The following is a 26,096-nucleotide window of genomic DNA, read 5'->3' on the forward strand; positions in this document are numbered from 1 at the left end:
AGCTGCGGTCGTGGCGTGCTATGATTCGGCTTCGGGATTGCGGTGGGGATCCGGTTTCATGAAGACAGCGATACGGCTGGGCAAGAAATCACTGCTGGCAGTGGTGCTCGGGTTGCTTGGCTTCGCCGTCCAGCCAGCATTCTCTGAGGAACGGGCGAAAGACCTGTTCGGCGCCGAGAAACTGCCGACCGCGACCGCGGCGCAGTCGATCGGCTTCTATTCCAAGGGCTGTTTTGCCGGCGGCGTCGCCATTCCCATGGACGGCCCGACCTGGGAGGTGATGCGGCCCTCGCGCAACCGCCGCTGGGGTCATCCGGCGATGATCGCCCTGATCGAGAAACTGTCGCGCGACGCTGCCGCCGACGGCTGGCCGGGCCTGCTGATCGGCGACATTTCGCAGCCGCGCGGCGGCCCGATGATGACAGGCCATGCCTCGCACCAGATCGGGCTCGATGCCGACATCTGGCTGACGCCGATGCCCAGCCGTCCCCTGTCGATGGCGCAGCGCGAATCGATGAGCGCAACCTTGATGGTCGACGAGAAAACGCATCTGGTGAAGGACGCCCTGTGGACGCCGCAGCATACCGCGCTGCTGAAGCGGGCGGCGAGTTACTCCGAGGTCGAGCGCATCCTGGTCAATCCCGGCATCAAGAAAAAGCTCTGCGACACCGTCAAGGGCGACCGCACCTGGCTGCGCAAGATCCGGCCGTTCTGGGGCCACGACTATCATTTCCACATGCGCATCGGCTGCCAGCCGGGTTCGCCCAACTGTAAGGCGCAGGAGACGACGCCGGATGATGACGGCTGCGGCAAGCCGCTGGCCTGGTGGTTCACGGAAGAGCCTTGGCGGCCCAACAAGAACCCGGACGCGCCCAAGGCCCGTGACGTGATGACCATGGCCAACCTGCCCAAGGAATGCCGCGCCGTGCTCGACGCGCCGGGTCCTGCCTCGGCCGAGGCGGCGACCTATCACGGCGGCGCCATGCCGGTCGCGGTCGCGGCGCCCGAACCGGAAGCGCCGTCGCAGCCTGCCACCGCGGCCAGTGGCGGCGGCGATTTGCCAGGCGCGGCAAATGCTTTCGCGGCGACGCCCAGAATGGGTGCGCCGGTTCCGCGGCCACGGCCGCCTGCGAACTGATCGCCGCTGCGCCATCGCAGTCTCAATCGGTTTAGCGGACTGTTTTTCGGGAAATAGTGGCCGTTTGGCCGCAGAAGCCCACTGCGCGCGCGGTGGGGTTCGAAAACCGTTTCCCTTTTCAAACTCATGCGCTAGTCAACGGAAGAACGGCGAGACGCCGTCAGGGGGCGCCGGGGACGGACGAGAGCATGCCAAGCGTAAGCGATACCGACACCTCGTTGCGGTTTCCGATCCTGATCGGCGACATTGGCGGCACCAATGCGCGCTTTTCGATCGTGCTCGACGCCAATTCCGAACCGACCGAGCCGCAAATCGTCCAGACCGCAAATTTCAACACCATCGACGAGGCGATCCAGGCGGCGGTGCTCGACCGCTCGTCGGTCCGCCCCAATTCGGCGGTGCTGGCGGTGGCCGGCCCGGTCGACGGCGACGAGATCGAGCTCACCAACTGCCCGTGGGTCGTCAAGCCGAGGCAGATGTTCGCCAATCTCGGCTTGAGCGACATTGTCGTGCTCAACGATTTCGAGGCGCAGGCGCTGGCCGTCGTGGCGCTCGGCGAAGAGCATATGGAAAAGATCGGCGGCGGCACGCCGGAGCCCAATGCCGGCCGCGTCGTGCTCGGACCCGGTACCGGTCTCGGCGTCGCCGGGCTCGTCTATGCGCTACGCCACTGGATACCGGTGCCCGGCGAGGGCGGCCATATGGATATCGGCCCGCGCTCGGCCCGCGACTTCCAGGTGTTCCCGCATATAGAGAAGCTCGAAGGCCGCATTTCGGGAGAGCAGATCCTGTGCGGGCGCGGTCTCGTCAATGTCTACCGGGCGGTGGCCAAGGCCGACGGCAAGCCGTCGCCCTTCACCACGCCGGCCGAGATCACCGCTGCGGCGCTGGCCAAGACCGATGCGGTGGCGCAGGAAGCGCTGGAGACCTTCGTGACCTGCCTTGGGCGCACCGCCGGGGATCTTGCTCTGGTGTTCATGAGCCGCGGCGGCGTGTTCTTGACCGGCGGCATCGCGCAAAAGATCGTGCCGGCGCTGAAAGAAGGCAATTTCCGCGCCGCCTTCGAGGACAAGGCGCCGCACAGCGCGCTGATGCGCACCATGCCGGTCTATGTCATCACCCACCCGCTGGCCGCCCTTCTCGGCCTTGCCGCCTATGCCCGAAACCCATCGCTGTTCGGCGTCCAGACCGCCGGCCGGCGCTGGCAGGCCTAGTTTCTGCTACAGGACCCCATGGGAGACGCGCTAAAGCCCCGCGACGAAGTTAACCAGCCCCGGGCATAGGCAATCAGGCCGCAGGGCGTTAAGAGGGGTGCCGAATTCGCAGCCCGGTCCCACGAGGCGGAAAACCACAAAGCGCTCCCGATTTGACACTCCAAGCCCCCAAACAAAAAGTCCAGCCCGGCGAGGTCACGGCGGTGCTCCGCCGCATCCTCGCTGAAAATGGCGATGAATATCGCTGGACCTATGTCGTTGCCGTCACCTGCTTGCTGATTGTTTCCGGCACCACTGCCTTCACGGCGTGGATCATGGCCCCGATGATCAACCAGATCTTCTACGAACGGCGCGGCGATATGATCGTCTGGATCTGCGCCGGTTTCATGGGAGCCTCCCTGCTGCGCGGCTTCGCCGGTTACGGCCAGGCCGTGGCGTTGGCCAAGATCGGCAACAATCTGGTCGCGCGCTACCAGAAGCGCAGCTTCGACCATCTGATGAAGCTCGGCGTCAACTTCTTCAACGATACACGTTCCGGTCGGCTGGCGGCACAGGTCAGCGAGAATGTCGGCGGCGTCCGCGATCTGCTGTCGCTGACACTGACCTCCATCAGCCGCGACGCGGTCACGCTGGTCGCCCTCGTCGGCGTCATGATCTACCAGGATCCGGTGTTGTCGCTCAGCTCGCTGCTGATCGGGCCGCCGCTGATCTGGGCCGTCGTCTACATCACCCGGCGACTGCGGCGTATCAACCGGGAATCCGTGCTGATCAACTCGCGGCTGAACGGGTCCGTGCAGGAGGCCACGCAAGGCATCGCCATCGTCAAGGCCTTCACCCTGGAGGACGAGCTGGCGCGCCGCATCGGCATCATGGCTGATACGGCCGAGCAGCGTAACAACAAGATCGCCCGCGTCGCGGAGCGGCTGTCGCCGATTTCCGAGATTCTGGGCGGTCTCGCCATTACCTCCGTGCTTGCCTATTCCGGCTACCGGGCACTGGTGCTTGGACAACCACCGGGCGCGGTGTTTTCCTTCATCACCGCGCTGATCATGGCCTACGATCCGGCAAGACGCCTGGCGCGCACGCAGGTCGGGATGGAACGTGCGCTGGTCAACGCGCGCATGATCTACGAGTTGCTCGACCTGGAGCCGAAACAGGGCGATGCCCCCGACGCTGTCGAGGCCAGGATCACCACTGGCGAGGTGCGCTTCGACAATGTGACGTTCGGCTACAACGCCGACATGCCGGTGCTGAGGAACCTGAGCTTTACCGCCGCGGCCGGCAAGGTCACCGCCATCGTCGGCGCATCGGGCGCCGGCAAGTCGACGATGGTGGCGCTCTTGCAGCGCTTCTACGACGTCGACCAGGGCAGCATCGAGGTCGATGGCCAGGACATCTCGAAGGTGACCAAGCATTCGCTGCGCCAGTCGATCGCCTATGTGGCGCAGGCGCCCTATCTGTTCGAGGGCACGATCCGCGACAACATCCGCTACGGTCGGCTGTCGGCCACGGACGCCGAGATCGAGCAGGCGGCGAAACAGGCGGCAGCCGATGAGTTCATCCGCCAGCAGCCGCAAGGTTACGACACGCCGGTCGGCGAAGGCGGCTCGACGCTGTCGGGCGGCCAGCGCCAGCGCGTCTCGATCGCCCGCGCCATCGTGCGTCAGGCGCCGATCCTGCTGCTCGACGAGGCGACCTCGGCGCTCGACAATGAGGCGGAGGCGCGCGTCCAGGAGGCGCTGGCCCATGTCATGCAAGGCCGCACGACGATCGTCATAGCGCATCGGCTGTCGACGGTGGTCAATGCCGACCACATCATCGTGCTGGAAGAGGGACGGTTGGTCGAGGAAGGCACCCATGCGACGCTGATGGCTGACCCGGACAGCATCTATGCCCGCTTCCACCGCATACAGGGCGTCAAGGGTCTGGGGCTTGTCGACGACAGCGTATCGATCCAGACTTCGTCCAAGGACTTTGAGACGCGGAACATCGCCCGGAGCACGGCATGAGCGAGACATCGGCAACCGGCAAGCCGGCAAGCGATATGGGCCTTGTGGTGGTCGGTGCCGCCGGCCGCATGGGCCAGACGCTGGTCCGCGCCATCCATACCATCCCCGGCGCGCGCGTCATCGGCGCGGTCGAGCGCGCGGACTCACCTCATCTGGGCAAGGATGCCGGCGAGCTGGCAGGCATCGGCATCATCAATGTGCCGATATCAGACGATCCGCTGCCGATCTTCGCCAAGGCCGATGGCGTCCTCGATTTCACCACGCCGGCCTCGTCAGTCGAATTCGCCGGCTATGCGGCGCAGGCGCGCATCGTCCATGTCATCGGCACCACCGGCTGTTCGGCCGACGACAATGCCAAGATCGCGGCCGCGGCGCGCCACGCGACGATCGTCAAGTCGGGCAATATGAGCCTCGGCGTCAACCTGCTGGCGGTGCTGGTCGAACAGGCGGCACGCGCGCTCGATGCCGACGATTTCGACATCGAGATCCTCGAAATGCATCACAAGCACAAGGTCGACGCACCATCGGGCACCGCATTGCTGCTCGGCGAGGCCGCCGCCGCCGGGCGCGGCATCGCGCTGGCCGGCAATGACGTGCGTTCACGCGACGGCCATACCGGCGTGCGAAAAACCGGCACGATCGGCTTCGCCACGCTGCGCGGTGGTTCGGTCGTCGGCGACCACAGCGTCATCCTGGCCGGCACCGGCGAGCGCATCACGCTGTCCCACCATGCCGAGGACCGCGCCATCTTCGCTCGCGGCGCCGTCAAGGCGGCCCTTTGGGCCCGTGGCAAGAAGCCGGGACTGTATTCGATGCGGGACGTGCTCGGCCTGAGCTGAGCAAATCACAACCAGCTAGTAGGAGCAAAAATGTCGAGAACCCTCGTGCTCGTGCGCCATGGCCAGAGCGAATGGAATTTGAAGAACCTGTTCACCGGCTGGCGTGATGTCGACCTGACCGAGCAGGGCCATGCCGAGGCCAAGGCCGCCGGCCAGAAACTCAAGGCGCGTGGCCTGAAGTTCGACATCGCCTTCACCTCGGCGCTGACCCGGGCGCAAAAAACCTGCCAGCACATTCTCGACGCGGTCGGCCAGAGCGATCTGAAGACCATCCGCGACCAGGCGCTCAACGAGCGCGACTATGGCGACCTTTCCGGCCTCAACAAGGACGATGCCCGCAAGAAGTGGGGCGAGGAGCAGGTGCATGTCTGGCGCCGCTCCTACGACGTGCCGCCGCCCGGCGGCGAAAGCCTGAAGGACACCGGCGCGCGCGTCTGGCCCTATTATCTGCATGACATGCAGTCGCACGTGCTGCGCGGCGGCACCGTGCTGGTCGCCGCCCACGGCAACTCGCTGCGCGCGCTGATCATGGCGCTCGACGGCAAGTCGGGCGAGGAGATCGTCAAGCTGGAACTCGGCACCGGCGTGCCGGTCATCTACCAGCTCAACGCCGATTCGACCGTGGCGTCGAAGGAAGTGCTGGAGGGCTAAAGCAATTCCAGGAAAAGTGTGTGCGGTTTTCCGTCCGGAATTGCGTCAAGCAGAGAGTCCAAGCTTGCTGAGCCGGCAAGCGGAAGTCTGGGCTCCGGCTGGGACATGCGCCTTTGCCAAGGCCGGGATTCCAGCTTTCGGCGGCATGGTCCAAAAAGCGCGTTGACAGCAATCGCTTGCCCGCTTACATGAGCCCGCACCAGCCCAGATGGCGGAATTGGTAGACGCGCACGGTTCAGGTCCGTGTTCCGCAAGGAGTGGAGGTTCGAGTCCTCTTCTGGGCACCAAATTCCCGTTTCGAACCGTTCTTTGGTTCAGAGACCCCTGAGAAAAAGCCCGGCTTGTCCGGGCTTTTTCTTTGTCCGGCATGTCGGCGTTGTCCGGTGCCCGACTGTCAGCGAATTGACAGGTTCCTCCGGCCAATGTCCCGCCAGATCACGATCGCCAAAGCCCGATTCCAGAACCGCTCTCGTCGGACGAACCGCCGCTGCCTCCTCGATTGCGGTCGAAAGGGCCGCCCGACAAAGCTTTGACATGATCGCGGCTAGTTTAAAAACATTCAAAACTGGAATTCGCGGATGAATCCTACCTACACAAGCGCCCAGAAGGCCATGCATTGGGCCGTGTTTCTGCTGGTTATCGGCCTTTACGGCCTGACTTATGTCGCGGATATCTTTCCACGCAACGACCCTGGCCGGGCGCTCGTCTGGTGGTTCCACATCTCGTTTGGGATGCTGCTGTTCGCGCTGGTCGTCATCCGTATTGGCCTGCGCCTGGCCTTGGGAACGCCGGGGCTGCCGCAGGAAATGTCGGAGCTGGAACGATGGGTGGCCAAGGTCGCGCATCTCGTGCTTTACGGGCTGCTTGTCGCCATTCCGGTCCTTGGCGTCCTGGTGACCTGGTACCGGGGCGACGCCTTGAGCTTCTTCGGCCTCTTCACCATTCCGGCTCCGGTGTCTCCCGACAGCGCCACGGCCCGATCCATCAGGGAACTGCACAGCCTCTGCGCCAATCTGATCCTCATCCTTGCCGGACTGCATGCGGCGGCTGCGCTCTGGCATCATTATGTCCGCAAGGACGACGTGCTCAAGCGAATGCTGCCGGGGACAAGTGGCTCCTGATCACCAGTCAAACGCTGGCGGCCCGATGCCCTTTGTCGTGTTTCCGGACCAGCGACTGACCAGATGACGAGCCGGATTGAAACACAAGGTCTGCTATATGGCCTTTGGATGAAACCGATACTGAAACGTTTGGCGATGGCGAGCCTGGTCGGCCTTGTCCTGCTTCGACCGCTCCACGCCCGCGCGGACGAGGATGACGACGGCGATCACGACCGGGCGCGGGACCTTTACGAGCGCGGGGGAAATAAAGGGCCTGTCCAACATCCTGGGCGTGGTTCACGCCGAAGCTCCCGGCGACATCGTGGCTCTCGATTTTATCCGGATAGGCGACCGGTGGGTCTATCGGTTCCAGGTCGTTGCCGCTGACGGACGCCGCAGGATCGTCGACGTGGACGCCGGCGCCGGAGTGCTGATGCGCGGCAGGGGCGGTGACTGATGAAGATACTCCTTGCCGAGGATGAACCCCGTATCGCCGGCGACATAGCGGCGGTGCTCAAGGCCGCGGGAATGGCCGTCGACACCGTGCGCGACGGAGAAGCCGCGTGGTTCGCGGGTGACGTCGAGAACTACGACGCAGCGATCCTCGATCTTGGATTGCCGAAACTCGATGGCCTGACGGTGCTGAAGCGCTGGCGGGCCAATACGCGCCGCTTTCCCGTCCTGATCCTGACGGCGCGGGGCCTTTGGACCGAGCGCGTCGAAGGCATAAATGCCGGCGCCGACGACTACCTGCCCAAGCCGTTCGAAATGGACGAGCTGCTGGCGCGGCTGCGCGCGATCCTGCGTCGTTCAACGGGCCAGGCGGCACCGGTGCTGAAATCCGGACCGCTGCTTCTCGACACGCGCCAGATGCGCATTTCGCTGCGCGGCGTTCCCGTCGCACTGTCGCCGCTGGAATACCGGCTGATGGCGTTCCTGATGCATCATGCCGGGCGCGTGGTGGCGCCGACCGAGCTCGCCGAGCATCTCTATGATTCCGGCAATGATCGCGATCCGAACGCAATCGAGGTCATAGTCGCGCGCCTGCGCCGCAAGCTCGGCAACGACGTGATCGAGACACGGCGCGGGTTCGGGTATTTCGTGCCCGACGAGCCGTCCTGATGGGCAATTCGATCCGCTTCAGGCTCTGGTCGGCGGCAACCATCTCGATCCTCGTCGCTCTTGCCATCGCGGGGGTCGGGCTGCGCTATCTGTTCGAAAAGAACGTCGAACGACGCATCGTCGGCGAACTGACCGTCGATCTCAACGAACTGATCGGCGCGACCAGCTTCGCGGCCGACGGCCGGCTGTCGGTCGCGCCGGACCTTACCGACCCGCGTTTCATCAGTCCACTGTCTGGTCACTACTGGCAGGTGGAAGACCTGGTCAGCCATAGCCTGGTGCGCTCGCGTTCGTTGTGGGACGCAACGCTTGCGCTGCCCGATCAGGGGGCGAGCGGCGAACTGAGAAAGATCGAGGAGCTCAAGGGGCCTGGCGGCGAACTCACCGTAGCCGTGGTGCGCACCATAACCGATGCCGACGGCCGGTCGTTTCGCGCCATCGTGGCGGAAGACCATCACAGCGTCACAGTGTCGGTGCGCGAATATGTCCGCGATCTTGTCCCCGCGCTCGTCCTGCTTGCCGCCGCCCTCATGGCGGCCTTCTTCATCCAGATCACCGTTGGCCTCGCGCCGCTGGAAAACCTGAGGGTCGCCGTTCGAAACGTGATCGCGCAGCGAACCGCGCGGCTTGACGTGGCGGCGCCGAGCGAGGTGCAGCCGCTCGCCGACGAAATCAACCGCCTGCTCGATGCGCAGGAGAAGGCCCTTGCGCGCGCCCGGTCGCGCGCCACCGACCTGGCGCACGGCCTCAAGACGCCACTGCAGGTGCTGTCGGCCGACATCCGGACCTTGCGCGGGAAGGGCGAAACCGAGCTGGCCGACGAGATCGAGAAGAGCGCCGGAGCGATCCGACGTCATGTCGAGCGGGAACTCGCGCGCGCCCGTCTGGCGCCCGGCGTTTCCGGCAAGGCATCGTGCCGGGTCAGGGAAGCCGCGGCCGGCGTCATCGCCGTCATCAAGCGCACGCCGGGCGGCAAGCAGCTCTCGTTCCTGATCGACGTCGCGGAGGATTTTGTGGCGCCGGTCGAAGAAGGCGACCTTTCGGAGATCCTGGGCAATCTGGTGGAGAACGCGGCGCGCTTCGCAAGATCCTCGGTTCAGGTCAATGCGTGGGCAAGCGAGGGCGAGGTGTCGATCGCCGTCGCCGATGACGGCCCGGGCATCCCTGATGCGGACCGGGAATCCGCACTGTCACGCGGCGTGCAGCTGGACAGCAAGGGCGGCAGCAGCGGGCTGGGCCTGGCCATCGTCTCGGACATTGTCGAAGCCTATGGCGGACGCCTGACGATGACCAACGCCGATCCGGGCCTGGTGGTGACCATAGCCTTGCCCCGGCACGGCTGACCGACGCTCAGGCAAAGCCGGGGAAATAGTCGACCTTTATCTTCGAACGGCGAACGCCCATGGCCAGCAGCGTGTCGCGCAGCGCCTTGACCATGGCCTGGGGCCCGGAAATGTAGAAGGTCCGCCCCAGATAGTCGGGGATGGCGAGGCGCACTAGGCGCGCGTCGATGTAGCCGGGATACTGGCCGCGCTCGGCCCCCGAGCCACGGCAAACACCGTCCTGATGCCCAGTTCCCGCCTCGCCTCGCCGAGCACATCGCGATAGGCGATGTCCTGCCGGGTCTCGGCTCCGTAGAGGACGACGATCGGCCGCTTTTCACGGCTGTCGATGAGATATTGCAGCATCGAGCGGAATGGCGTGATGCCGATGCCGCCGGCCAGGAAGGCAATCTTGGTCTCGGGATTGGCCGGCAGGGTGAAGTCGCCGGCCAGTTGGGAGGCGTGGATCGTGCTGCCCGGCTTCATCGTGCCCAGCATTTGCTTGAAGGCGCTCGATTGCGGGTAGAACTTGACGCCAAGTCGTATGGATTGCTCCGTGGGCGCCGATGCGACCGTGAAATAGCGGCGGTTGCCGCGATTGTCCGATCGGTCGAGACCAAGCGTCCATTCCAGATACTGGCCGGCCTGGAAGGCAAGCTTTCGCGGTGAGCTGAAGATGAAATCGTATCTGTCTACGGCCGATTGCTCGATGCGTTCGAGCGTCAGCACGAAACGTCCTTTCGGGCTCACGGCGTAGGCAAAGAGATTGCCGGTCAGAAGCGCCAGTTCCGGTGTGAAATAGAGCGAGCCGACATGGATGTTGGGCGCGAACAGGAAGCCGACGATGGCGGCGAAGGCGATGCGCGGCCACCGTGTCGTTGGCGCCGTCAGCGGCTCCGTCAGCATCACGAAGGCGAAGAACAGCAGCGGCGATGAGCCCAGCGTCTCCGTCAACGCGGTGGCGTATTGCGACGGCTCGGTGGTCGCCAGAATTGTCGCCAGCGCGACCACACCGAAGGTGGCGACCAGATCGAGCCGGCGCAGCTTGCGCACGATGAGGATGCCGCCGGCAAGGACGACGGGAAGCAATGGCAAATTGCCGCCCACCCACCAGGTGGCCGGCTGGTCGAGAAGCAGCGCGGTCAGCGCCACGCCCAGTGCGGCGGGATTGAAGAGGTGTTTCCTGCCGATGGCGAGGATGAACTTGGATGAAATCGCCCAGACGCAGGCGAACACCACCGCGCCTATCCCCTTGAGGTCCGTGGCGGCCACCGGATCGAGGATGAGCGCCAGGATGAGAGCTGTGATGTAGACCGACTCGTTGTTGGCCGGAACCTTGAAGACGGCGGCAAAAACCCTGTTGGCGATCCAGCAGGCGGCCAGCATCAGCCCCGTCGTGAAGGCGAGCATGACCGGATCATGCGGCACGAGTTTGAGGAAGCCGAGCACGAAGGCCGTGCCCAGCAATGCGATCAGATAGTAGAGGACCAGCCGGTACATGGTCTGATGGTCGAGAAACCGGTCGATGGTCTTGATCATGGCTGGCAGAAAGCTCCGAAGCCACTCGTCGGCGTAGCTCGACGGTTGCCGTCGACGGCGTAGCCTTCGAGGCCAGGCGCCTGTTCGAGAAAAAGAATGCCCTCCCGGCCCATGGCGAAGGCGGCGGTGGCGAAACGGTCGGCTTCGAGCACATCCGGCCCGATGACCGTCAGGCTGACGATTTGGGTGATCGGATCGCCGGTCCCGAGCGGATTGTAGATATGCTGCCCGCGCACATAGGTGCCGGAGGTGGCGACGCCGTGTCCGCGCGGATAGACGATCTTGATGATCTCTTCGGCATTGAAGGGATTGCGGATGCCGACGCTCCAGTCGAGGCCCGAAGCATTCCTGCCGCGGGACTGGATGTCGCCGCCCGCCTCGATGAAGAAATCGCCGACGCCGGCCCGCTGAACCATGCCGGCTGCATTGCGGATGGCCCATCCCTTGACGATGCCGGACGGGTCCAGCGATCCGTCGGGCTTGCGGATGTCGAAATACCCATCTGTCTGGTCTTTCGTCTGAGCGGCGAGAGCCAGAACTTCCATCATCTCGCCGCTCCAGTCGCGGATCGGAAGATCACCCCGGTTGATGGCCGAAATCTCGCTGTCGCTCCTGTAGGTGCTGAAGCGCCGGTCGATGTGCTCGAAATAGTCGAAGACCGTGTCGACAAGTGCCGCGCCGGAGGCGCCGCCAATGTCGACGGTGATAGGCATGCCCATCAAGATCCTCGTGTCACGCATGGATCAGGACGACGCTTTCTTCAACGCACCGCCAAGCGACTGGATGAAGGCCCTGCTGGTCAGCGTGGCGCCCGAAATGATGTCGACATTGGCGCTCTGCGCACTGATCGCCTCGTCACGCAGCATCGGCAGCGCCTGCCTGTTGATGCTGATCGAAGTGCGGCGGTCGGACGGGTATTTCAGCACTTTGAGCGCCGTGAGACGGCCGCCCTGGATGGAAGCCTGAATCTGGATGAGGCCGTAATAGGCATCGGTGACGGGGCCGGTGTAGGTGCCGTCGGCAAAGCCATGCCCCGCCGGCTTCGTGCCGCTACCCACGGTCGCCTTCATGCCGGCTTTGATGACGCGGGCGGGTGCTTGCGGATAGTTCGGCCTCGGCTGGGGAATGGGGATGTAGACGGCCGGGGTTGCGGCGAAGGACGCTGTTTGCGGCGCGGCATCGGCGACGAGCTTGGCCGGCGTCTGTTCCGGCGCTGGCGCGGTCGAAAACTGCGGCTGGCTGGCTGCAAGTGGCTGCTCCCCGGCGGCTGCCGGCTTTGCCGCTCGCGGCTTCGGGGCGGGCGCGGCGATAGCGGCGGTGGTTTCGCTGCCGACCGTGGCCGGTTGGGTTGCCGGCGGCTCGAGCTGCACGCCCTGCCGTTCGATCGCGGGAGCGGTCAGGGCGGATGGCGCAACGGCGCCGGCCCGAGCAGGCGCTGAATCGAGCGGCGTCTGCAACACGCTGTCCTTGGCGGCATTGGCGGGGCTCGCAGCGTCGATCATGTCGCCGGCAGGACCCTTGCCTGCCTGGTCCCATACATAGGCTACATAGGCGCCTGAAGACGCGATCACGAAAAGGGACAGGGCAATCTGTTTCATGGGCTACGTTGCACCTTGAATCCGGTGCCGGCGAATCGGCTTCGCGGCATTCGGCAACAATGTCTCACGACGCAGCTGACAATTGGCTGTCAGGCGCTGACACCGTCGATAGAACCGATCCTAGAGCCTCCAGTCGTCATCCCGGAACGAGCAAGTCGACGGCCGCCGTCAACCAAACCTGCCCTCGCGGCTAGGCGCTGAACAAACCACTTCAAACTCCGCGACGGCTTCGCTACGCTTGCGGCCATGTCTCAATCCAGCACCGCAATCTTCGGCGCCCGCCGCGACCAGGCCTTTCCGACGCTCACCGAGGCCGACATCGAGCGCATGCGCCGGTTCGGCGAGGCCAGCGCCTATGCCGCCGGCGAGCACATCATCAAGGCCGGCGATGTCGCGCCCGGCCTGATCCTGGTCCTGTCGGGCAAGGTTGACATCACCCAGGATGGCCTCGGCCGGCGCGAAACGATCGTCACCCACGGTCCGGGCAGCTTCGTCGGCGAACTGGCGCAGCTTTCGGCCCGGCCCTCGCTGGTCAATGCCGAGGCCGCCGAACCGGTCGAGGCCTTCGTCATTCCCTCGCAGCGCGTGCGCGACCTGATGGTGCAGGAGGCCAATCTCGGCGAGCGCATCATGCGGGCGCTGATCCTGCGCCGCGTCGGGCTGCTGGAAAGCGCCACCAGCGGGCCGATCATCATCGGACCATCAGGCAATGCCGACGTGTTGCGGCTGCAGGGTTTTTTGGCCCGCAGCGGCCAGCCGCACCGCGTGCTCGATTCCGGCAGCGACCCCTGCGCCAAAACCCTGGTCGAGCGCTTCGACGTCGACCCGCACCATCTGCCGGTGGTGCTGTGTCCGAACGGCAGGCTGCTGATGAATCCCGGCGAGAAGGACCTCGCCCGCTGCATCGGCCTGCTCAGGCCGATCGATGCCGATACGCTTTATGATGTGGCCATTGTCGGCGCCGGCCCGGCGGGGCTGGCGGCCGCGGTCTATGCGGCCTCCGAAGGGCTGTCGACCATCGTGCTCGATTGCCGGGCCTTCGGCGGGCAGGCGGGCGCCTCGGCCCGCATCGAGAACTATCTCGGTTTCCCGACCGGCATCACCGGCATGGCGCTGATGGCGCGCGCCTACAACCAGGCACAGAAATTCGGCGTCGAAATGGTGATCCCGGACGAGGCGAAGCTGTTGAGCGCCGCGACCGACAATTCAGGCGCCCGCTATCTGCTCGATGTCGGCGACGGCGAGACGGTGCGCACGCGCAGCGTGGTGATCGCCAGCGGCGCGCGCTACCGCCGCCTCGATGTCGCCAATCTGTCGCAGTTCGAGGGAACTTCAGTTCACTATTGGGCCTCGCCCATCGAAGGGCGGCTTTGTGCCGGCCAGGAGGTGGCGCTGGTCGGCGCCGGCAATTCGGCCGGCCAGGCGGCGGTCTACCTCGCCAGCCATGCGCGCAAAGTGGCGCTGCTGGCGCGCGGTGGCAGCCTCGATGCTTCGATGTCGCGCTACCTGGTCGAGCGCATCAAGGCGCAGCCGAACATCGAGGTGCTGACCGAGACCGAAATCGAGGCGCTGGAGGGCGAGGCGGGCAATCTTGCCACTGTCCGCTGGCGCAACCGCGTCAGCGGCGAGCAGACGACGCGTCCGATCCGCCACCTCTTCCTGTTCATCGGCGCCGATCCGAACACCGACTGGCTGGCGCAGTGCAATGTGGCGCTGGATGCCAAGGGTTTCGTCCGCACCGGATCCGAGCTCGGCCCGGAACATGGCCTGATGGAAACCAGCCGCAGCGGCGTGTTTGCCATCGGCGACGTGCGCTGCGGTTCGGTCAAGCGCGTCGCGGCGGCTGTCGGCGAAGGCGCCCAGGTGGTCGCGGCGCTGCATGCTTATCTTGCGCGAGACGGCAGCCAAACCATGGAAAGCAATTCCAGGAAAAGTGTGTAACGGCCTTTCCGCCCGGAATTGCGTAAAAAGGAATAGTTGAGTCGCAACTGGTCGGGAGAGTGTGATGGCGGACGAATGCAAGCATGCGGTAGGGATCAAGGACGTCACGCCGAGCGCACTCGGCTGCGAGGAATGCCTGAAGAGCGGCTCATGGTGGGTGCATCTGCGGCTCTGCCGCACCTGCGGCCATGTCGGCTGCTGCGACGACTCGCCCAACCGCCACGCCACCAAACATTTTCACGCCACCAGCCATCCCGTCATCGAGGGCTATGACCCACCCGAAGGCTGGGGGTGGTGCTATGTCGACGAGGTCTTTCTCGACCTCGGCGACCGCACGACGCCGCAGAACGGTCCGATCCCGCGATTTTATTGAGACGCCACCGGACAGCCGGCTCCAGAGATGAAAAAGCCCGGTCGTCCGGGCCTTTTCTTGCCTGATATGCCGAGCTCGCGATCAGTCCCGCTTTGGCGTCACCGGCGCGGGTGTCGGATTGTCGACGCTGTTCTCGTTTACCTGGAAGGCTTTGCCCCCGACCTTCTTTTTCCTGAGATCGTCGCCCGTCTCAGGCTGCGGCGGGCGCTTGGGATTTTCTTCGGTGTTTTCGTTGATATCGAAGGCTCTGGTCATCACGTCCTCCAGGGGCTGTCCAGGGAGACAATGTTCGGCGGGTGCATGGGTTCCGCCGGCAAAGCAGGGCGCTGCTGCGATCAGGCGCTTGTAACGTGAGCCGTCGCTCCATTTTGTGCGGCGTTCAGGAAACAGCGACAAGGCCGGCAACGCAACCGTCATGCCGGCTTGTGCTGTCGTACGATCCTCCACTCGTGCCAGATCAACACCATGACGACCGCATCGAAGACGGTCAGGACCAGCAGGCCGAAGGAATGGGCGTATGAGTAGCGATAGACTTGATAGACCATGAATAAGCCCAAAGCCGCGAGCGAGGCCGGGTAAGACCAGAGCTTGCCTCTCAAAAGCCCGACAACCAGGGCAAGCTTTATCAGGCCGTGGCTGAGCAGGTAGAAGGCATAAAACTCTTTGCTGGCGATCGAGAAATGGCTTGCCATCTGCGACAGATGGCCAGCTATGAAGTCGTTCGGATCTTCGATCAATTCCTCCGCGGTGAGGGCATTGACCCAGGAGGCGATGGTATCGGTCGTGACGACATAGAGCAGAATCCCGCCGATGCATTCGATCAGGGCATGCGCGCCCTTCAGCCATACGCTGACCTCAAAGATCTGATGGATGCGACGTTCATTGAGGGCTTTCAAGAATCCACCTCACAACCAACCACGGAAACCCATGCCAAATGGATGCTTTAAAGACGCGTTCGGAAGCGCAATCGCGCTGTTTCCACACTACTGGACGCGGCTTCAAGATCAGCCCGCGAAGTATCGATACGCCAGCCATCCTGCCAGCGCGACCGAAGCGACCCAGATACAGGCGATGATCACCGCCGCGCCGCGCGCTCACTGGCCTGTCGACGGCAAGGGCGGCGGCCTCCCTGTGTTCTGCCATGACCTCGGGCGGTATCATCTTGACCACGGCAAGGATGCCCAAAGGGACCAGGATCGCGTCGTCGAGGTAGCCAACCACGGGGATGAAATCGGGAATAAGGTCGATCGGCGACAAGGCGTAGCCTGCGACACACACGGCAAGCACCTTGGCATACCACGGCGTCCGGGGATCGCGCGCGGCGAGGTAGAGCGCATGCACGTCGCGCTTGATCGTTCGGGCCCATTCATTCAGTGTCGTAGCCATTGGCGACCTTAGCGCCAAATGACGACCCGCCGATAGCGCACGCCTGCCGCCCCTTCCCGGCGTCCGCCGCGAAGAGCTGACGGACCTCTAAGGCACTATTCTGGTTCGGGGCTTCCCGAAAGGCGGCTCAGAGCCGCTCCGTCTATCGCACGGACCCTGTGACCGTCCGGTCGACATCGGGAACGGCTTTGCGCTCATTGCCGGCAAGCGCCGCGATGATCAGCAGGCTGGCGACGACAGGAACGAACAGGACGGCGACGCGGGCCTGTACATGAAGAATGGCGCGCCATTCGTTGCTGCGCTTGTCGGGGCTGTCGCTCATCATACTCACTTTGCCATGGACCCCCCGAGGGGTCACATAGAGGTGAACTGTTAAGCAACTCCTTCCGACTTCGTTAACACCGGACCTTCAAGCGCGAAATCAGCCGAGCCCGATCCGTCTGGCGCCTTGACGGAACAGCGCCTCGGCGTCCGGCTCGAAGCGGAAGGTGCGGATGAAATCGTCGGCGCGATAATCCGGCAATGTCTTGCGGATGGCGGCGGCAAAGCCGCGCGCCTCGTCGAGCCGGCCGGCCAGCGCCAGGCAGTGCGCGGCGATCGCCAGGATGATGGTATGGGCATTGGGCCGCGCCGCCGCCTTCAGCGCCCAGTCGGCCGCCTCCTCGAACTGGCCGAGCCGGACATGCGACATGGCGCGCGCTCCCAGCATGCCGAACAGCAGCGGGTCGAAGGGGCTGAGATGCCGTGAATGGTCCGACGAGCTTATCGCCGCTTGCGGGTCGCCCGACTGCGAATGGACGAAGGACAGCGCGTAATGGCCGAGCGCGAAATTCGGGCTGAGATCCACCGCCCGTTCCAGTTCGGAGAGCGACCCGTCCTGCTCGCCGCGCAGCCACAGCGCCCGCCCCATCGCCCAGTGCGCGGCCGGATTGTGGTCGTCGACCAGCAGGCTGTGGCCGGCGCTCTCATAGGCCAGCGCGCTTTCGCGATCGCGGTCGCCCCAGCGTTGGAAGGCATTCTGCCAGTGGGTGAAGGACAGGCCGGCATAGGCGCGGGCAAAGGTGGGATCGAGCTGCAAAGCCCTGTCGAAGAAATGCCGTGCCTGCTCGTTCTCGGCCTGGGTGAAGCGGTACATGTGCCAGAGGCCGCGATGATAGGCCTCCCAGGCATTGAGCGAATTGGGCGCCTTGAGCATGGCGCGGTTGCGCTCGACCGTTTCGATTTCGGCCGAGATCGACGACACAATGCTGTCGCCGATATCGTCGAGCACGGCGAAAAGGTCGTCGGGCCGGCGCTCGAAGGTGTCAGCCCAGACGATCCTGGCGGTGCGCACTTCGACGAGTTCGACGCTGACGATGAGGCGGCCGGCCGTGCTGCGCACGGTGCCCGTGGCGACATAGTCGACGCCAAGCTTTCTGCCGGCCTCCTCCGGCGCGATGGTCGTCTGCGCCAGCGCGAACACTGATCCGCGCGCGATGACGAAGAAATCCCGAAGCTTGGCGAGACGGGTGATGATGTCATGGGTGAAACCGTCGGCCAGCCCGCCGCGCGCGCCACTTTCTTCGACAAACGGCATCACCGCCAGCGAGGCCTGGCTCGGCTCGACCGGGCCGGCATCGCCTGATGGGACGACCAAAGGCGGTAGTGTGGACAGGCCGGCCGGCTGCTCCTTAAGCGGGCTGCCGGACTGTTGGTCGCGGATTGCCTGCCAGGCCGCGCGAAGTGGGGCGAAATCCAGCGCTTCCGACTGGAACAGGCGAGCCGCCGAAGCCAGATGCGCCTCGGCCGCGCCGATGGCGCCGCGCGCCGCCAGATTGGACAGCAAGGCCAGATGCGCGCGCGTGTCGAAGGGCGCCAACTCGACCCATTTGTCGAGATGCGTGGACATTTCGGGCGAGCCTGCCGGATGGTTTGCGGCAAGCTGTTCCAGCACGGCGGCGTGGTACGCGTGAAAACGCCGGCGCTGGGCGATCAGCCAGCTGTCGAAAAGCGGGCTGCGCTCGAGCACCAGCCCGTCGAGCAGATCGCCGGCGAAGAGTTTTGCCAGCGCCCGCAGTTGCTCCGCGTCCAGCGTGGCGATCCCTTGCGTGGCGGCACGGTCGATCTCCAGCGCGTCGACGAGGCAGCCATCGAGATCGAGCGCGACCGTGTCGCCCTGGGTGGCAACCCGGCGTCGGTCCGGTGTGTCGAGGGCGGCGCGCAACTTGCTCAGGCACCAGCGCAACTCGCCGCGGGGATCGTTGGGCACATCCCACAACAACTCGCACAGGCGGCTGCGGCCGACCGGGTGCGGCGCCAGTGCCAGATAGGCAAACAGTGCACGCAGCTTGCGCGACGCCGGCAGCGCCACCGGCACGCCGTCACGCAGGATTTCCAGCGATCCAAGCAGGCGCACGGACAGGATCGGCCTGTCGCCGGCCAGTCTCGATGGTGCGGATTCCACGTCCGTTCCCACGCCTGCTCCCACGCTGGCCTGTCGGCCCTTGCTGTATCACCAAACACGACACGGCGCATCCGGCGGCGAATTTCGCGCCGCATGCGGCTGTTGCCGCATCGCCGGCACGTCAGTCCTAGCGTGGCAAGGTCTCGAAACCTCGCCGCTCAACCCGCCGGTTTGTAACCGGCCTGTGATGACAACGAGCACAGACAAGGAGTTCTTCCATGTTGCAGCAACGGAACATCAGAACCACGGCCGGGCGCGGCCGCCTGTTCGACAGCATTCTCGACACCGTCGGCGACACGCCGGCGATCCGCATCAACAATCTCGGACCGGCCCATGCGACGATCTACGTCAAGGCCGAGTTCTTCAACCCCGCCGCCTCGGTGAAGGACCGGCTGGCGCTCAACATCATCGAGGAGGGCGAGCGCAGCGGCGCGTTGAAGCCCGGTCAGACAGTGATCGAGGCGACCAGCGGCAACACCGGCATCGGGCTTGCCATGGTCTGCGCGCAGAAGGGCTATCCGCTGGTCGTCACGATGGCGGACAGCTTTTCGGTCGAGCGCCGCAAGCTGATGCGTATGCTGGGCGCCAAGGTGGTGCTGACGCCACGCGCCGAAAAGGGGTTTGGCATGTACAAGAAGGCGGTTGAGCTGGCCGAGGCGAATGGCTGGTTCCTCGCCCGCCAGTTCGAAACCGCCGCCAACGCCGCCATCCACGAGGCGACCACGGCGCGCGAGATCGTCAATGATTTCGCCGGCTCGCGGCTCGACTGCTTCGTCACCGGCTATGGCACCGGCGGCACCGTCGTCGGTGTGGCGCGCGTGCTGCGCCGCGAACGGCCGGACACCCGCATCGTGCTCTCCGAACCGGCCAATGCGCAGCTGGTCGGCAGCGGCAAGGCGCAGCAGCGCGGTGCCCATGGCGCCCCTGCCGCCAGCCACCCGGCCTTCGAGCCGCATCCGATCCAGGGCTGGACGCCGGACTTCATCCCCAACGTCCTGCAGGAAGCGATCGATGCCAGCCTCTATGACGAGGTGATGCCGGTTGCCGGGCCCGAAGGCATCAAGTGGGCCAAGGCCTTGGCGCAGAAGGAAGGCATCTTCACCGGCATTTCCGGCGGCGCCACCTTCGCCGTGGCGCTGCAGGTCGCCGAAAAGGCGCCGGCCGGATCGGTGATCCTCTGCATGCTGCCCGACACCGGCGAGCGCTACATGTCGACGCCGCTGTTCGACGGCATCGAGACCGAGATGGATGCCGAGGAGATGGCGTTGTCGCGCTCGACGTCCGGCTGCCAATTCCCCGCGGCTTGACGGGGAGGTCGTCATGGATATCGCGCCGGAAAGCCTCGGCATGGTCGCCGAGGAAACACTCGACCCCGCCGACTGGGCCGCAGTTCAGGCCCTGTCGCACCGGGTCATCGACGATGCCGTCGACTATCTCAGCGATGTCAGGGACCGCCCGGCCTGGCGGGAAATGCCGGCGGATGTGAGGGAGGCCTTCGCGGCACCCCTGCCGCGATCGCCGGCGCCGCTGGCCGCTGTCTACGGTGAGGTCTCGCGCACGGTGATGTCCTACCCGATGGGCAACATCCATCCGCGCTTCTGGGCCTGGTATATGGGGTCGAGCAACTTCACAGGTGCGCTCGGCGACTTCCTGGCGGCAATCCAGGGCTCCAATCTCGGCGGCGGCAACCACGCCGCCGGGCTGATGGACAGCCAAGTGGTGAACTGGTGCAAGCAGATGCTGGGTTTTCCCGCCTCCGCCTCCGGCACTCTGGTCAGCGGCGGCTCGATGGCCAACATCATCGGCCTGACCGTGGCACGCAACACCAAGGCCGGCATCGACGTGCGCGAGCACGGCGTCGCGGCCATCGAAAAGCCGCTGCGTTTCTATGGCTCGGACCAGATCCATTCCTGCCACCGCAAGGCGATGGAAGCGCTCGGCCTCGGCAACCGGGCGCTGCGCCGCATTCCGACCGACGCCGGCCTGCGCATCGACATATCGGCATTGCGGACGGCGATCGTTGAAGACCGCGAAGCCGGCTTCAGGCCGGCCTGTGTCATCGGCAATGCCGGCACGGTTAACACCGGCGCGATCGACGACCTGCGAGCACTGGCCAAACTCGCGCACGAAGAAGACCTGTGGTTCCATGTCGATGGCTGCATCGGCGCGCTGATCGCGATCGCGCCTGACAATGCGCACCGCGTTGCCGGCATCGGATGGGCGGATTCGGTCGCGCTCGATCCGCACAAATGGCTGCACGCGCCGTTCGAGGTCGGCTGCGCCCTGGTCAGGGACGCCATCGCGCATCGCCGGACCTTCGCGGTCACCCCCGAATATCTGGAATCGACGCCGCGCGGTCTTGCCTCGGGCGAATGGCTGCACGATTACGGGCTGCAGACGTCGCGCGGCTTTCGCGCGCTCAAAGTCTGGATGGCGCTGAAAGAGCATGGCGTCGACAAATTCGGCCGCCTGATCGACCAGAACATCGCGCAGGCCTCTTATCTGGCCGGTTTGATCGAGGCAGAGCCACTGCTGGAGCTAGCCATGTCGCCGACCATCAACATCGTCTGCTTCCGCTATCAGCCTTGCGTCACCGGCGAGGCGCTGAAGGCACTCAACACCGAGATCATGCTGCGGCTGCAGGAGCAGGGCATCGCCGCCCTCTCCGACACCACCGTGCATGGCGAGCACTGGCTGCGCGTGGCGATCGCCAACCACCGCACAAGGCGCGAAGATCTCGACCTTTTGGTCGGCGAAACGGTGCGGCTGGGGCGGGAGATCGCGGCCGAAGGCTCCCGCGCGAAATAGGTCAGAACGCGAGCGACAGGCATGGGCGGCCATGCGATTCTGCGGCGGTGATTCGGGAGGTCCGACCGTGACGCTGTTTCGTATGGCCGTGCTCGCGGCGCTGGTCTGCACCAATTCGGCCGAGGCTGCCGATATGGCCTTTTTCGTCAAGAACCTGCGCAAGGAAGGGGTTGCGGTCGAGTTGTTCAGCCGCGACCGCGAGACGATCTGGCCCGGTAACGGCAAGGTGTTCATGATCGACCCGAATTCCCAGAAATCGGTGCCGCTCTCCTGCAATTCCGGAGAGCGCATCTGCTACGGCGCCTGGGTCGACGGCAATGACCGCGTCTCCGCCGGTGTCGGGCCTGATAACGATCAGCCTTGCGACAACTGTTGCTTCATCTGCGTGGAACACACGACCGAAACGATCGATCTGGTGCCGTGATTGGCGCGTCCTGAATCTAGCTACGGTATGCACACATTTCCAAGCAGCTGGTCCTTGCCGATAGCGTGCATGGCAGCTTGGCGCATGCATTGTCTTATGGTGCGCTGGTCGACCCCCACTCCGTCTCGGCTTCGCCGAGCCACCTCTCCCCCGATCGACGGGGTAGAGGAAAGGCGCCAAGCTTCTTTTGCCATCAACGCTCGTCCAGCAAAGCTCCCTTCCTTTCCCTCCGGAGGGGGGAAAGGTGGCGCTGCGAAGCAGCGACGGATTGGGGGAACCACGGTGCAATCAAGCCTCGCGCTGATCAGTTACGCCAATCACAGAAGAGTGTGCATCCAGTAGCTGAACCTACGCAGGAGGCCACGTCAGTCCGGAAGACCCGCCTTGCGAAAACCATCGACGAAATGATCGCGCATCGCGGTGTCGCGGAACGGCTCCGTCCAGACCCAGTAGCCGGTCGTGAAATGCGGGTTGCCGATGAGGAACAGTTCGACCTCGGCGCGCGCCTCGTCGAGCCGGCCGAGTTGCGCCAGGCTTGCCGCCAGGAAACGGCGTGAGCTCGTCCGATAGGTCTCCTCCCGGCGCAGTGTCTCGACGGCGGCTTCGTAGTCGCGCGCCGCATACTGCGCCTCGCCGAGCGTCAGATAGTACCAGCTTGCCGGATAGGGATTGAGCCGGAACGCCTTGCGGATATGCTCGAGGCCTTCCTCGACCCGTCCGGCCAGCACTGCGATGTCGGACAATGTCGCCCAGGCGTCGGCCTCGTTCGGGTCGAGTTCGAACGCTTTGGCGAATTCGGCGTCCGACTCTTCGAAGCTGTGCTCATAGGCAAGCAGATTGCCGAGCACCCAGCGGCAGCCGGCATCGTTGGGATCGATCGCCACGGCCTTGCGCGCCAGTTCCAGCGCGATGCGCCGGTTGGGGTCGACCGGCTCGCCCCAATGCACCCATCCCATCCAGTGGTTCATGGCAAGCCAGCGATGAGCCTCGGCGTAGTCCGGATCGAGGGACACCGCGCGCGTCAGCAGCAGATGCGCTTCCCGTGCCGTCTGCGGGGATTCCTCGATCAGCTTGCGCGCCCGTACGCACAGATCGTACGCCTCGAGATTTGTCGGCCGGTTGCGTGGCGGCGGCGCGCGCAGCCGGCCGAGCAGCGCCTCGACGATCTTGGCCGTGGCCTCGTCCTGAACGGCAAAGATATCGTCCAGGCCGCGATCGAAGCGTTCGGCCCACAGATGCTCCCCGCTCTTGGCGTCGACCAGCTGGGCGTTGATACGCACGCGCCCCGCGGCGCGTCTGGCGCTGCCCTCCAGGAGATAGCGCACTCCAAGCTCTTCGGCGATCGCGCGCACGTCCATCGCCTTGCCCTTGTAGGCAAAGGTCGAATTGCGGGCGATGACGAACAGGCCTGGGGCCCTGGACAGGTCGGTGATCAAATCTTCGGTCAACCCGTCGGCGAAGGCCTCCTGCTCGGGGTCGTTGCTGAGATTGACGAAGGGCAGCACCGCTATCGATGGTTTGTCGGGCAGCGGCAAGGGTTTACGCTTCGCACGATCGAGCTGTTCGATGGCGCCGGTGAAGCGGTAGCCGACCCGCGGAACCGTCGATATCCATTCACCGCCATCGGCGGGCGGACCAAGCAGCTTGCGCAGCTGCGCGATCTGGACGGTGAGGTTGCCTTCCTCGACCGCCGTCCCCGGCCACGCCGCGTCCATCAGCTCGGCTTTCTCGAGGATTTCGCCGGGCCGTCCGACGAGTGCGGCAAGCAGCTTCAGCCCGCGATAGCCGACGGCAACGGGATCGTCGTTCCGAAGCAGCGTTCCCGCACCCGGATCAAGCACGAACGGACCAAAAGCAAAGCGCGATCCCTGCATAGGCGCATCTATAGAGCAATTCCGCGAAAAGTGTGAGGCGGTTTGCCGGGGAAAAGGCGTCCAGAACTTTCCCTTGGGAATGACGCCAAAACAAAGAGTTAGGGCCCGTTTGGAACTTTTGAGAACTATTTGGCAGGGCTTAATTACGGCGCCCTCCATATCCTGCAGAATTCAACCTCGTTCAGATCGAGGGCGGCCCATTCTCAAACCCTAAGGGCGCCAAGCCACATGGAGGTTGTCATGACCAATATCTTTGCATCGGCCCCGCATCAGGCAGTGCGGCGGGGAATGTGTGTGGGACAGACATCGCGCCGGCGCCACAGCCTTGCCGCCCTGCGAAACACCATCGCGACCTGGCGTCAACAGACACGCTTTCGCTGGGACCTTAAGCGGATCTCGGAAGTCAATCCGCATCTGATCGACGACATCGGTTTGACCGAACGGCAGGTGGAGGAAGAGATCGCCAAGCTGCCCTTCTGGCAGCGATAGGCGAAGCCTGCGATGACGCCGGTTCGTCGTTTAGCTTCTGCGATTATATCAGGGATTGTCGTCATCATCCCTTTAGCGTCCGCACATGTTTGGCTATGATCCCCTCTATCGGCCGTGGGGGCCGATTCTTCATCGGGGGTTTCCATGTCCTTCATACCAGCGCGCCGGCTTGCCGCCGCGTTTTCGCTTGCCATCCTGTTTGCACCAGCCGCCCATGCCGGCGACGTCACCTTCACCGTCAAGAACAGCCATCCCAACGCCATGCGTCTTGAGCTCTACAGCCAGGACCGCGACTATGTCTGGCCGGGTAACGGCAAGGATTTCTACCTCGACGACGGCGAGACCAAGTCGTTGCCGATTTCCTGCAACGAGGGCGAATCGATCTGCTACGGCGCCTGGGTCGATGGCGACGAAGGCACTTATTGGGGCGTCGGCCCCGGCAACAAGGAAAAATGCGAGGATTGCTGCTACACCTGCAGCGGCGGCGAGACCGAGGAGATCAATCTCGTCCCCTGACCGGTTTGCCAGCTTGACGGTTTTCCCATTCGAGCCATAGCCTGCATCGAGACGATCACCCAGAGCACGCCGTACAGCTCCCTTTGAGGCGCGGCGTGCTCCAGGCAACAGGAGCACGGCAATGGCAGGCACGGTCGAAGGCGAGAAGATCGACGTCGGCTTTGCCGGCAAGCGCTGCATCCATTCGCGCAATTGCGTGCTCGGCGACCCGCATGTCTTCGTGCCCAACGCGCCGGGGCAATGGATCCATCCCGATGCGGCCAGCGTCGAAAAGATCGTCGCCCTCGCCGAAAGCTGCCCGTCCGGCGCCATCACCTATGTCAGGAAGGATGGCGGGCCGCAGGAGCAGCCGCCGGTGGTCAACACCGTGCGGCTGCGCGAAAACGGCCCACTCGCCGTGCACGCCGAGATCGTGCTCGACGGCGAAACCTTCTATCGCGCCACGCTCTGCCGCTGCGGCGCTACGGAAAACAAGCCGTTCTGCGACGGCAGCCACACCAAATCGGGGTTCACCGCCACCGGCGAACCGGCGCTGAAGGACACGCCGGCGCTCGAAGCGCGCAACGGCCCGCTGAACGTGACGCCGACCACCAACGGCCCGCTCAAGCTCGAGGGCAATGTCGAGATCGTCACCGGCACCGGCCACACGATCGACCGCACGCAACGCACCTTCCTCTGCCGCTGCGGCCACTCGGCCAACAAGCCGTTTTGCGATGGGTCGCATAAAAAGATTGGCTTCGTGGCATGAAAGGCCGTTCGCCAGCGTTAGTGTAGGATGAGGGTTCGCTCAGGAGGAAATCCATCATGCGCACCATGCTCGTTCTTGCTCTGCTTGCCTTTGCCATGCCCGCCTATGCCGCCAATCATGCGGTCCAGATCAAGGGCATGAAATTTAACCCGTCGAAAATCTCGGTCGCCGTTGGCGATACCATCACTTTCACCAATGCCGACTCAATGACGCACACCGCCACCGCACTCGATGGCTCCTTCGACACCGGCCATCTCGCCACCGGCAAGAGCGCCAAGGTCAAGGTATCGGCAGCCGGCGCACATCCATTCCATTGTGCGATCCACAGCTCGATGAAGGGCATTGTCACCGCCAAATAGCGGCATCCTCGCCAGAAGACTTCTTGCGTTGGAGGGAGAAATGCCCCTGGCGTTGCGGCAAAAGTTGCCGATCTCCTCTCTCGGGGGAGATCGGAGTTCGTATGACGGTCATCGCGCGTTGGCCCAGCGCTCGCGGCTTTATCGGCGGGCTCGTATCGGTTAAGGGCGGGGAAGTAAAATTCCCTACCCGTCCGGATCCGCCA

At 64.5% G+C, this 26,096-nt stretch carries 27 protein-coding genes, 1 tRNA gene and 1 pseudogene; 19 read left to right on the plus strand and 10 right to left on the minus strand.

Going from position 1 to position 26,096, the window contains the following annotated elements; translation table 11 throughout:
- The first annotated feature begins 58 nt into the window (after positions 1-58).
- The 10 genes from mepA (at position 59) to HB778_RS14875 (ending at position 9,416) form a co-directional block, all read left to right on the plus strand.
- Complete coding sequence (mepA, locus tag HB778_RS14830; protein ID WP_183464527.1) at positions 59-1,138, plus strand: penicillin-insensitive murein endopeptidase; 1,080 nt, start codon at positions 59-61, stop codon at positions 1,136-1,138.
- Between the two features lie 188 nt (positions 1,139-1,326).
- Positions 1,327-2,352: a glucokinase gene (locus tag HB778_RS14835; RefSeq protein ID WP_183464528.1), complete on the plus strand. Its 1,026-nt coding sequence runs from the start codon at positions 1,327-1,329 to the stop codon at positions 2,350-2,352.
- A 152-nt stretch (positions 2,353-2,504) separates the two neighbouring features.
- Positions 2,505-4,361 (plus strand): ABC transporter ATP-binding protein, encoded by a 1,857-nt coding sequence (locus HB778_RS14840; RefSeq protein WP_183464529.1) that lies wholly within the window; start codon positions 2,505-2,507, stop codon positions 4,359-4,361.
- Positions 4,358-5,200: a 4-hydroxy-tetrahydrodipicolinate reductase gene (gene dapB / locus HB778_RS14845; protein ID WP_183464530.1), complete on the plus strand. Its 843-nt coding sequence runs from the start codon at positions 4,358-4,360 to the stop codon at positions 5,198-5,200. Before HB778_RS14840 ends, dapB begins: the two co-directional genes overlap by 4 nt.
- A gap of 30 nt (positions 5,201-5,230) precedes the next feature.
- A complete protein-coding gene (locus tag HB778_RS14850; protein WP_096452162.1) occupies positions 5,231-5,851 on the plus strand; it encodes a 2,3-bisphosphoglycerate-dependent phosphoglycerate mutase in 621 nt (206 codons plus the stop codon).
- A gap of 202 nt (positions 5,852-6,053) precedes the next feature.
- Positions 6,054-6,138: transfer RNA gene (locus tag HB778_RS14855), tRNA-Leu, on the plus strand.
- A 291-nt stretch (positions 6,139-6,429) separates the two neighbouring features.
- Positions 6,430-6,972, plus strand: a complete 543-nt coding sequence (locus HB778_RS14860; protein ID WP_183464531.1) for a cytochrome b — start codon at positions 6,430-6,432, stop codon at positions 6,970-6,972.
- Positions 6,973-7,165: 193 nt separating this feature from the next.
- Positions 7,166-7,408 carry a PepSY domain-containing protein gene (locus tag HB778_RS14865; RefSeq protein WP_244661917.1) on the plus strand — a complete coding sequence of 81 codons (243 nt, stop codon included), beginning with the start codon at positions 7,166-7,168 and terminating at the stop codon, positions 7,406-7,408.
- Complete coding sequence (locus HB778_RS14870) at positions 7,408-8,073, plus strand: response regulator transcription factor (RefSeq protein ID WP_183464532.1); 666 nt, start codon at positions 7,408-7,410, stop codon at positions 8,071-8,073. The genes HB778_RS14865 and HB778_RS14870 overlap by 1 nt, the downstream gene beginning before the upstream one ends.
- The gene (locus HB778_RS14875; RefSeq protein ID WP_183464533.1) at positions 8,073-9,416 is read left to right on the plus strand and encodes a sensor histidine kinase; all 1,344 of its coding nucleotides are present in this window, start codon (positions 8,073-8,075) and stop codon (positions 9,414-9,416) included. The genes HB778_RS14870 and HB778_RS14875 overlap by 1 nt, the downstream gene beginning before the upstream one ends.
- A 7-nt stretch (positions 9,417-9,423) precedes the next feature.
- Here HB778_RS14875 and HB778_RS41470 read toward each other — a convergent pair whose 3' ends face one another.
- The 4 genes from HB778_RS41470 to HB778_RS14890 are packed head-to-tail and all read right to left on the minus strand — an operon-like array spanning position 9,424 to position 12,532.
- Positions 9,424-9,570 carry a hypothetical protein gene (locus HB778_RS41470; protein ID WP_244661918.1) on the minus strand — a complete coding sequence of 49 codons (147 nt, stop codon included), beginning with the start codon at positions 9,568-9,570 and terminating at the stop codon, positions 9,424-9,426.
- A complete protein-coding gene (locus HB778_RS14880) occupies positions 9,570-10,934 on the minus strand; it encodes an RnfABCDGE type electron transport complex subunit D (protein WP_244661919.1) in 1,365 nt (454 codons plus the stop codon). The genes HB778_RS41470 and HB778_RS14880 overlap by 1 nt, the downstream gene beginning before the upstream one ends.
- On the minus strand, positions 10,931-11,653 hold the full coding sequence (locus HB778_RS14885) for an FAD:protein FMN transferase (RefSeq protein WP_244661920.1): 723 nt from the start codon (positions 11,651-11,653) through the stop codon (positions 10,931-10,933). Before HB778_RS14885 ends, HB778_RS14880 begins: the two co-directional genes overlap by 4 nt.
- Before the next feature lie 24 nt (positions 11,654-11,677).
- Positions 11,678-12,532 carry an FMN-binding protein gene (locus tag HB778_RS14890; protein WP_183464535.1) on the minus strand — a complete coding sequence of 285 codons (855 nt, stop codon included), beginning with the start codon at positions 12,530-12,532 and terminating at the stop codon, positions 11,678-11,680.
- Positions 12,533-12,778: 246 nt separating this feature from the next.
- On the opposite strand from HB778_RS14890, the gene HB778_RS14895 reads away from it, so the two are divergent.
- Positions 12,779-14,473, plus strand: a complete 1,695-nt coding sequence (locus HB778_RS14895; RefSeq protein ID WP_183464536.1) for an FAD-dependent oxidoreductase — start codon at positions 12,779-12,781, stop codon at positions 14,471-14,473.
- A 64-nt stretch (positions 14,474-14,537) separates the two neighbouring features.
- Positions 14,538-14,846 (plus strand): UBP-type zinc finger domain-containing protein, encoded by a 309-nt coding sequence (locus HB778_RS14900; RefSeq protein ID WP_095202902.1) that lies wholly within the window; start codon positions 14,538-14,540, stop codon positions 14,844-14,846.
- Between the two features lie 81 nt (positions 14,847-14,927).
- Here HB778_RS14900 and HB778_RS14905 read toward each other — a convergent pair whose 3' ends face one another.
- The 5 genes and pseudogenes from HB778_RS14905 to HB778_RS14925 all read right to left on the minus strand — a co-directional run bounded on the left by HB778_RS14905 (position 14,928) and on the right by HB778_RS14925 (position 18,687).
- Positions 14,928-15,263 (minus strand): hypothetical protein, encoded by a 336-nt coding sequence (locus HB778_RS14905; protein WP_183465337.1) that lies wholly within the window; start codon positions 15,261-15,263, stop codon positions 14,928-14,930.
- Entirely contained in the window at positions 15,260-15,742 is a 483-nt protein-coding gene (locus tag HB778_RS14910; protein WP_183464537.1) for a DUF2127 domain-containing protein, read from the minus strand. Before HB778_RS14910 ends, HB778_RS14905 begins: the two co-directional genes overlap by 4 nt.
- Before the next feature lie 108 nt (positions 15,743-15,850).
- Positions 15,851-16,211, minus strand: a pseudogene (locus HB778_RS14915) (YkvA family protein); the annotation flags it as partial.
- Between the two features lie 163 nt (positions 16,212-16,374).
- Positions 16,375-16,554 carry a hypothetical protein gene (locus HB778_RS14920; RefSeq protein ID WP_183465091.1) on the minus strand — a complete coding sequence of 60 codons (180 nt, stop codon included), beginning with the start codon at positions 16,552-16,554 and terminating at the stop codon, positions 16,375-16,377.
- A 99-nt stretch (positions 16,555-16,653) separates the two neighbouring features.
- Positions 16,654-18,687, minus strand: coding sequence for a transcriptional regulator (locus tag HB778_RS14925; RefSeq protein ID WP_210308075.1), 2,034 nt, complete (start codon positions 18,685-18,687; stop codon positions 16,654-16,656).
- A gap of 206 nt (positions 18,688-18,893) precedes the next feature.
- Here HB778_RS14925 and HB778_RS14930 point away from each other — a divergent pair, with 206 nt between their 5' ends.
- From HB778_RS14930 to HB778_RS14940, 3 genes are all read left to right on the plus strand, one after another.
- Positions 18,894-19,982 (plus strand): PLP-dependent cysteine synthase family protein, encoded by a 1,089-nt coding sequence (locus tag HB778_RS14930; RefSeq protein WP_183464538.1) that lies wholly within the window; start codon positions 18,894-18,896, stop codon positions 19,980-19,982.
- A 13-nt stretch (positions 19,983-19,995) separates the two neighbouring features.
- Positions 19,996-21,483 (plus strand): pyridoxal phosphate-dependent decarboxylase family protein, encoded by a 1,488-nt coding sequence (locus HB778_RS14935; protein WP_183464539.1) that lies wholly within the window; start codon positions 19,996-19,998, stop codon positions 21,481-21,483.
- A gap of 67 nt (positions 21,484-21,550) precedes the next feature.
- Entirely contained in the window at positions 21,551-21,907 is a 357-nt protein-coding gene (locus HB778_RS14940) for a hypothetical protein (protein WP_183464540.1), read from the plus strand.
- A 365-nt stretch (positions 21,908-22,272) separates the two neighbouring features.
- On the opposite strand, the gene HB778_RS14945 is transcribed toward HB778_RS14940, so the two are convergent.
- Entirely contained in the window at positions 22,273-23,781 is a 1,509-nt protein-coding gene (locus HB778_RS14945) for a winged helix-turn-helix domain-containing tetratricopeptide repeat protein (protein WP_183464541.1), read from the minus strand.
- Between the two features lie 228 nt (positions 23,782-24,009).
- On the opposite strand from HB778_RS14945, the gene HB778_RS14950 reads away from it, so the two are divergent.
- From HB778_RS14950 to HB778_RS14965, 4 genes are all read left to right on the plus strand, one after another.
- Positions 24,010-24,270, plus strand: a complete 261-nt coding sequence (locus HB778_RS14950; RefSeq protein WP_432421251.1) for a DUF1127 domain-containing protein — start codon at positions 24,010-24,012, stop codon at positions 24,268-24,270.
- A 144-nt stretch (positions 24,271-24,414) separates the two neighbouring features.
- Positions 24,415-24,786: a hypothetical protein gene (locus HB778_RS14955; protein WP_183464542.1), complete on the plus strand. Its 372-nt coding sequence runs from the start codon at positions 24,415-24,417 to the stop codon at positions 24,784-24,786.
- Between the two features lie 121 nt (positions 24,787-24,907).
- Positions 24,908-25,534 carry a CDGSH iron-sulfur domain-containing protein gene (locus HB778_RS14960; RefSeq protein WP_183464543.1) on the plus strand — a complete coding sequence of 209 codons (627 nt, stop codon included), beginning with the start codon at positions 24,908-24,910 and terminating at the stop codon, positions 25,532-25,534.
- A 56-nt stretch (positions 25,535-25,590) separates the two neighbouring features.
- A complete protein-coding gene (locus HB778_RS14965) occupies positions 25,591-25,893 on the plus strand; it encodes a cupredoxin domain-containing protein (protein WP_010912607.1) in 303 nt (100 codons plus the stop codon).
- Positions 25,894-26,096 lie beyond the last annotated feature (203 nt).

Origin of the sequence: Mesorhizobium huakuii (assembly GCF_014189455.1) — a bacterium.
In the GTDB taxonomy this organism is placed as follows: Bacteria; Pseudomonadota; Alphaproteobacteria; order Rhizobiales; family Rhizobiaceae; genus Mesorhizobium; species Mesorhizobium huakuii_A.

What these genes read in the sequence shown, in the direction of transcription:
- mepA (WP_183464527.1), top strand. Translation starts at nt 59, where the DNA reads ATGAAGACAGCGATACGGCTGGGCAAGAAATCACTGCTGGCAGTGGTG.
- HB778_RS14835 (WP_183464528.1), top strand. Translation starts at nt 1,327, where the DNA reads ATGCCAAGCGTAAGCGATACCGACACCTCGTTGCGGTTTCCGATCCTG.
- dapB (WP_183464530.1), top strand. Translation starts at nt 4,358, where the DNA reads ATGAGCGAGACATCGGCAACCGGCAAGCCGGCAAGCGATATGGGCCTT.
- HB778_RS14850 (WP_096452162.1), top strand. Translation starts at nt 5,231, where the DNA reads ATGTCGAGAACCCTCGTGCTCGTGCGCCATGGCCAGAGCGAATGGAAT.
- HB778_RS14860 (WP_183464531.1), top strand. Translation starts at nt 6,430, where the DNA reads ATGAATCCTACCTACACAAGCGCCCAGAAGGCCATGCATTGGGCCGTG.
- HB778_RS14865 (WP_244661917.1), top strand. Translation starts at nt 7,166, where the DNA reads ATGACGACGGCGATCACGACCGGGCGCGGGACCTTTACGAGCGCGGGG.
- HB778_RS14870 (WP_183464532.1), top strand. Translation starts at nt 7,408, where the DNA reads ATGAAGATACTCCTTGCCGAGGATGAACCCCGTATCGCCGGCGACATA.
- HB778_RS14875 (WP_183464533.1), top strand. Translation starts at nt 8,073, where the DNA reads ATGGGCAATTCGATCCGCTTCAGGCTCTGGTCGGCGGCAACCATCTCG.
- HB778_RS14880 (WP_244661919.1), bottom strand. Translation starts at nt 10,934, where the DNA reads ATGATCAAGACCATCGACCGGTTTCTCGACCATCAGACCATGTACCGG.
- HB778_RS14885 (WP_244661920.1), bottom strand. Translation starts at nt 11,653, where the DNA reads ATGGGCATGCCTATCACCGTCGACATTGGCGGCGCCTCCGGCGCGGCA.
- HB778_RS14890 (WP_183464535.1), bottom strand. Translation starts at nt 12,532, where the DNA reads ATGAAACAGATTGCCCTGTCCCTTTTCGTGATCGCGTCTTCAGGCGCC.
- HB778_RS14895 (WP_183464536.1), top strand. Translation starts at nt 12,779, where the DNA reads ATGTCTCAATCCAGCACCGCAATCTTCGGCGCCCGCCGCGACCAGGCC.
- HB778_RS14900 (WP_095202902.1), top strand. Translation starts at nt 14,538, where the DNA reads ATGGCGGACGAATGCAAGCATGCGGTAGGGATCAAGGACGTCACGCCG.
- HB778_RS14905 (WP_183465337.1), bottom strand. Translation starts at nt 15,263, where the DNA reads ATGACGGTTGCGTTGCCGGCCTTGTCGCTGTTTCCTGAACGCCGCACA.
- HB778_RS14920 (WP_183465091.1), bottom strand. Translation starts at nt 16,554, where the DNA reads ATGAGCGACAGCCCCGACAAGCGCAGCAACGAATGGCGCGCCATTCTT.
- HB778_RS14930 (WP_183464538.1), top strand. Translation starts at nt 18,894, where the DNA reads ATGTTGCAGCAACGGAACATCAGAACCACGGCCGGGCGCGGCCGCCTG.
- HB778_RS14935 (WP_183464539.1), top strand. Translation starts at nt 19,996, where the DNA reads ATGGATATCGCGCCGGAAAGCCTCGGCATGGTCGCCGAGGAAACACTC.
- HB778_RS14945 (WP_183464541.1), bottom strand. Translation starts at nt 23,781, where the DNA reads ATGCAGGGATCGCGCTTTGCTTTTGGTCCGTTCGTGCTTGATCCGGGT.
- HB778_RS14950 (WP_432421251.1), top strand. Translation starts at nt 24,010, where the DNA reads ATGGAGGTTGTCATGACCAATATCTTTGCATCGGCCCCGCATCAGGCA.
- HB778_RS14955 (WP_183464542.1), top strand. Translation starts at nt 24,415, where the DNA reads ATGTCCTTCATACCAGCGCGCCGGCTTGCCGCCGCGTTTTCGCTTGCC.
- HB778_RS14960 (WP_183464543.1), top strand. Translation starts at nt 24,908, where the DNA reads ATGGCAGGCACGGTCGAAGGCGAGAAGATCGACGTCGGCTTTGCCGGC.
- HB778_RS14965 (WP_010912607.1), top strand. Translation starts at nt 25,591, where the DNA reads ATGCGCACCATGCTCGTTCTTGCTCTGCTTGCCTTTGCCATGCCCGCC.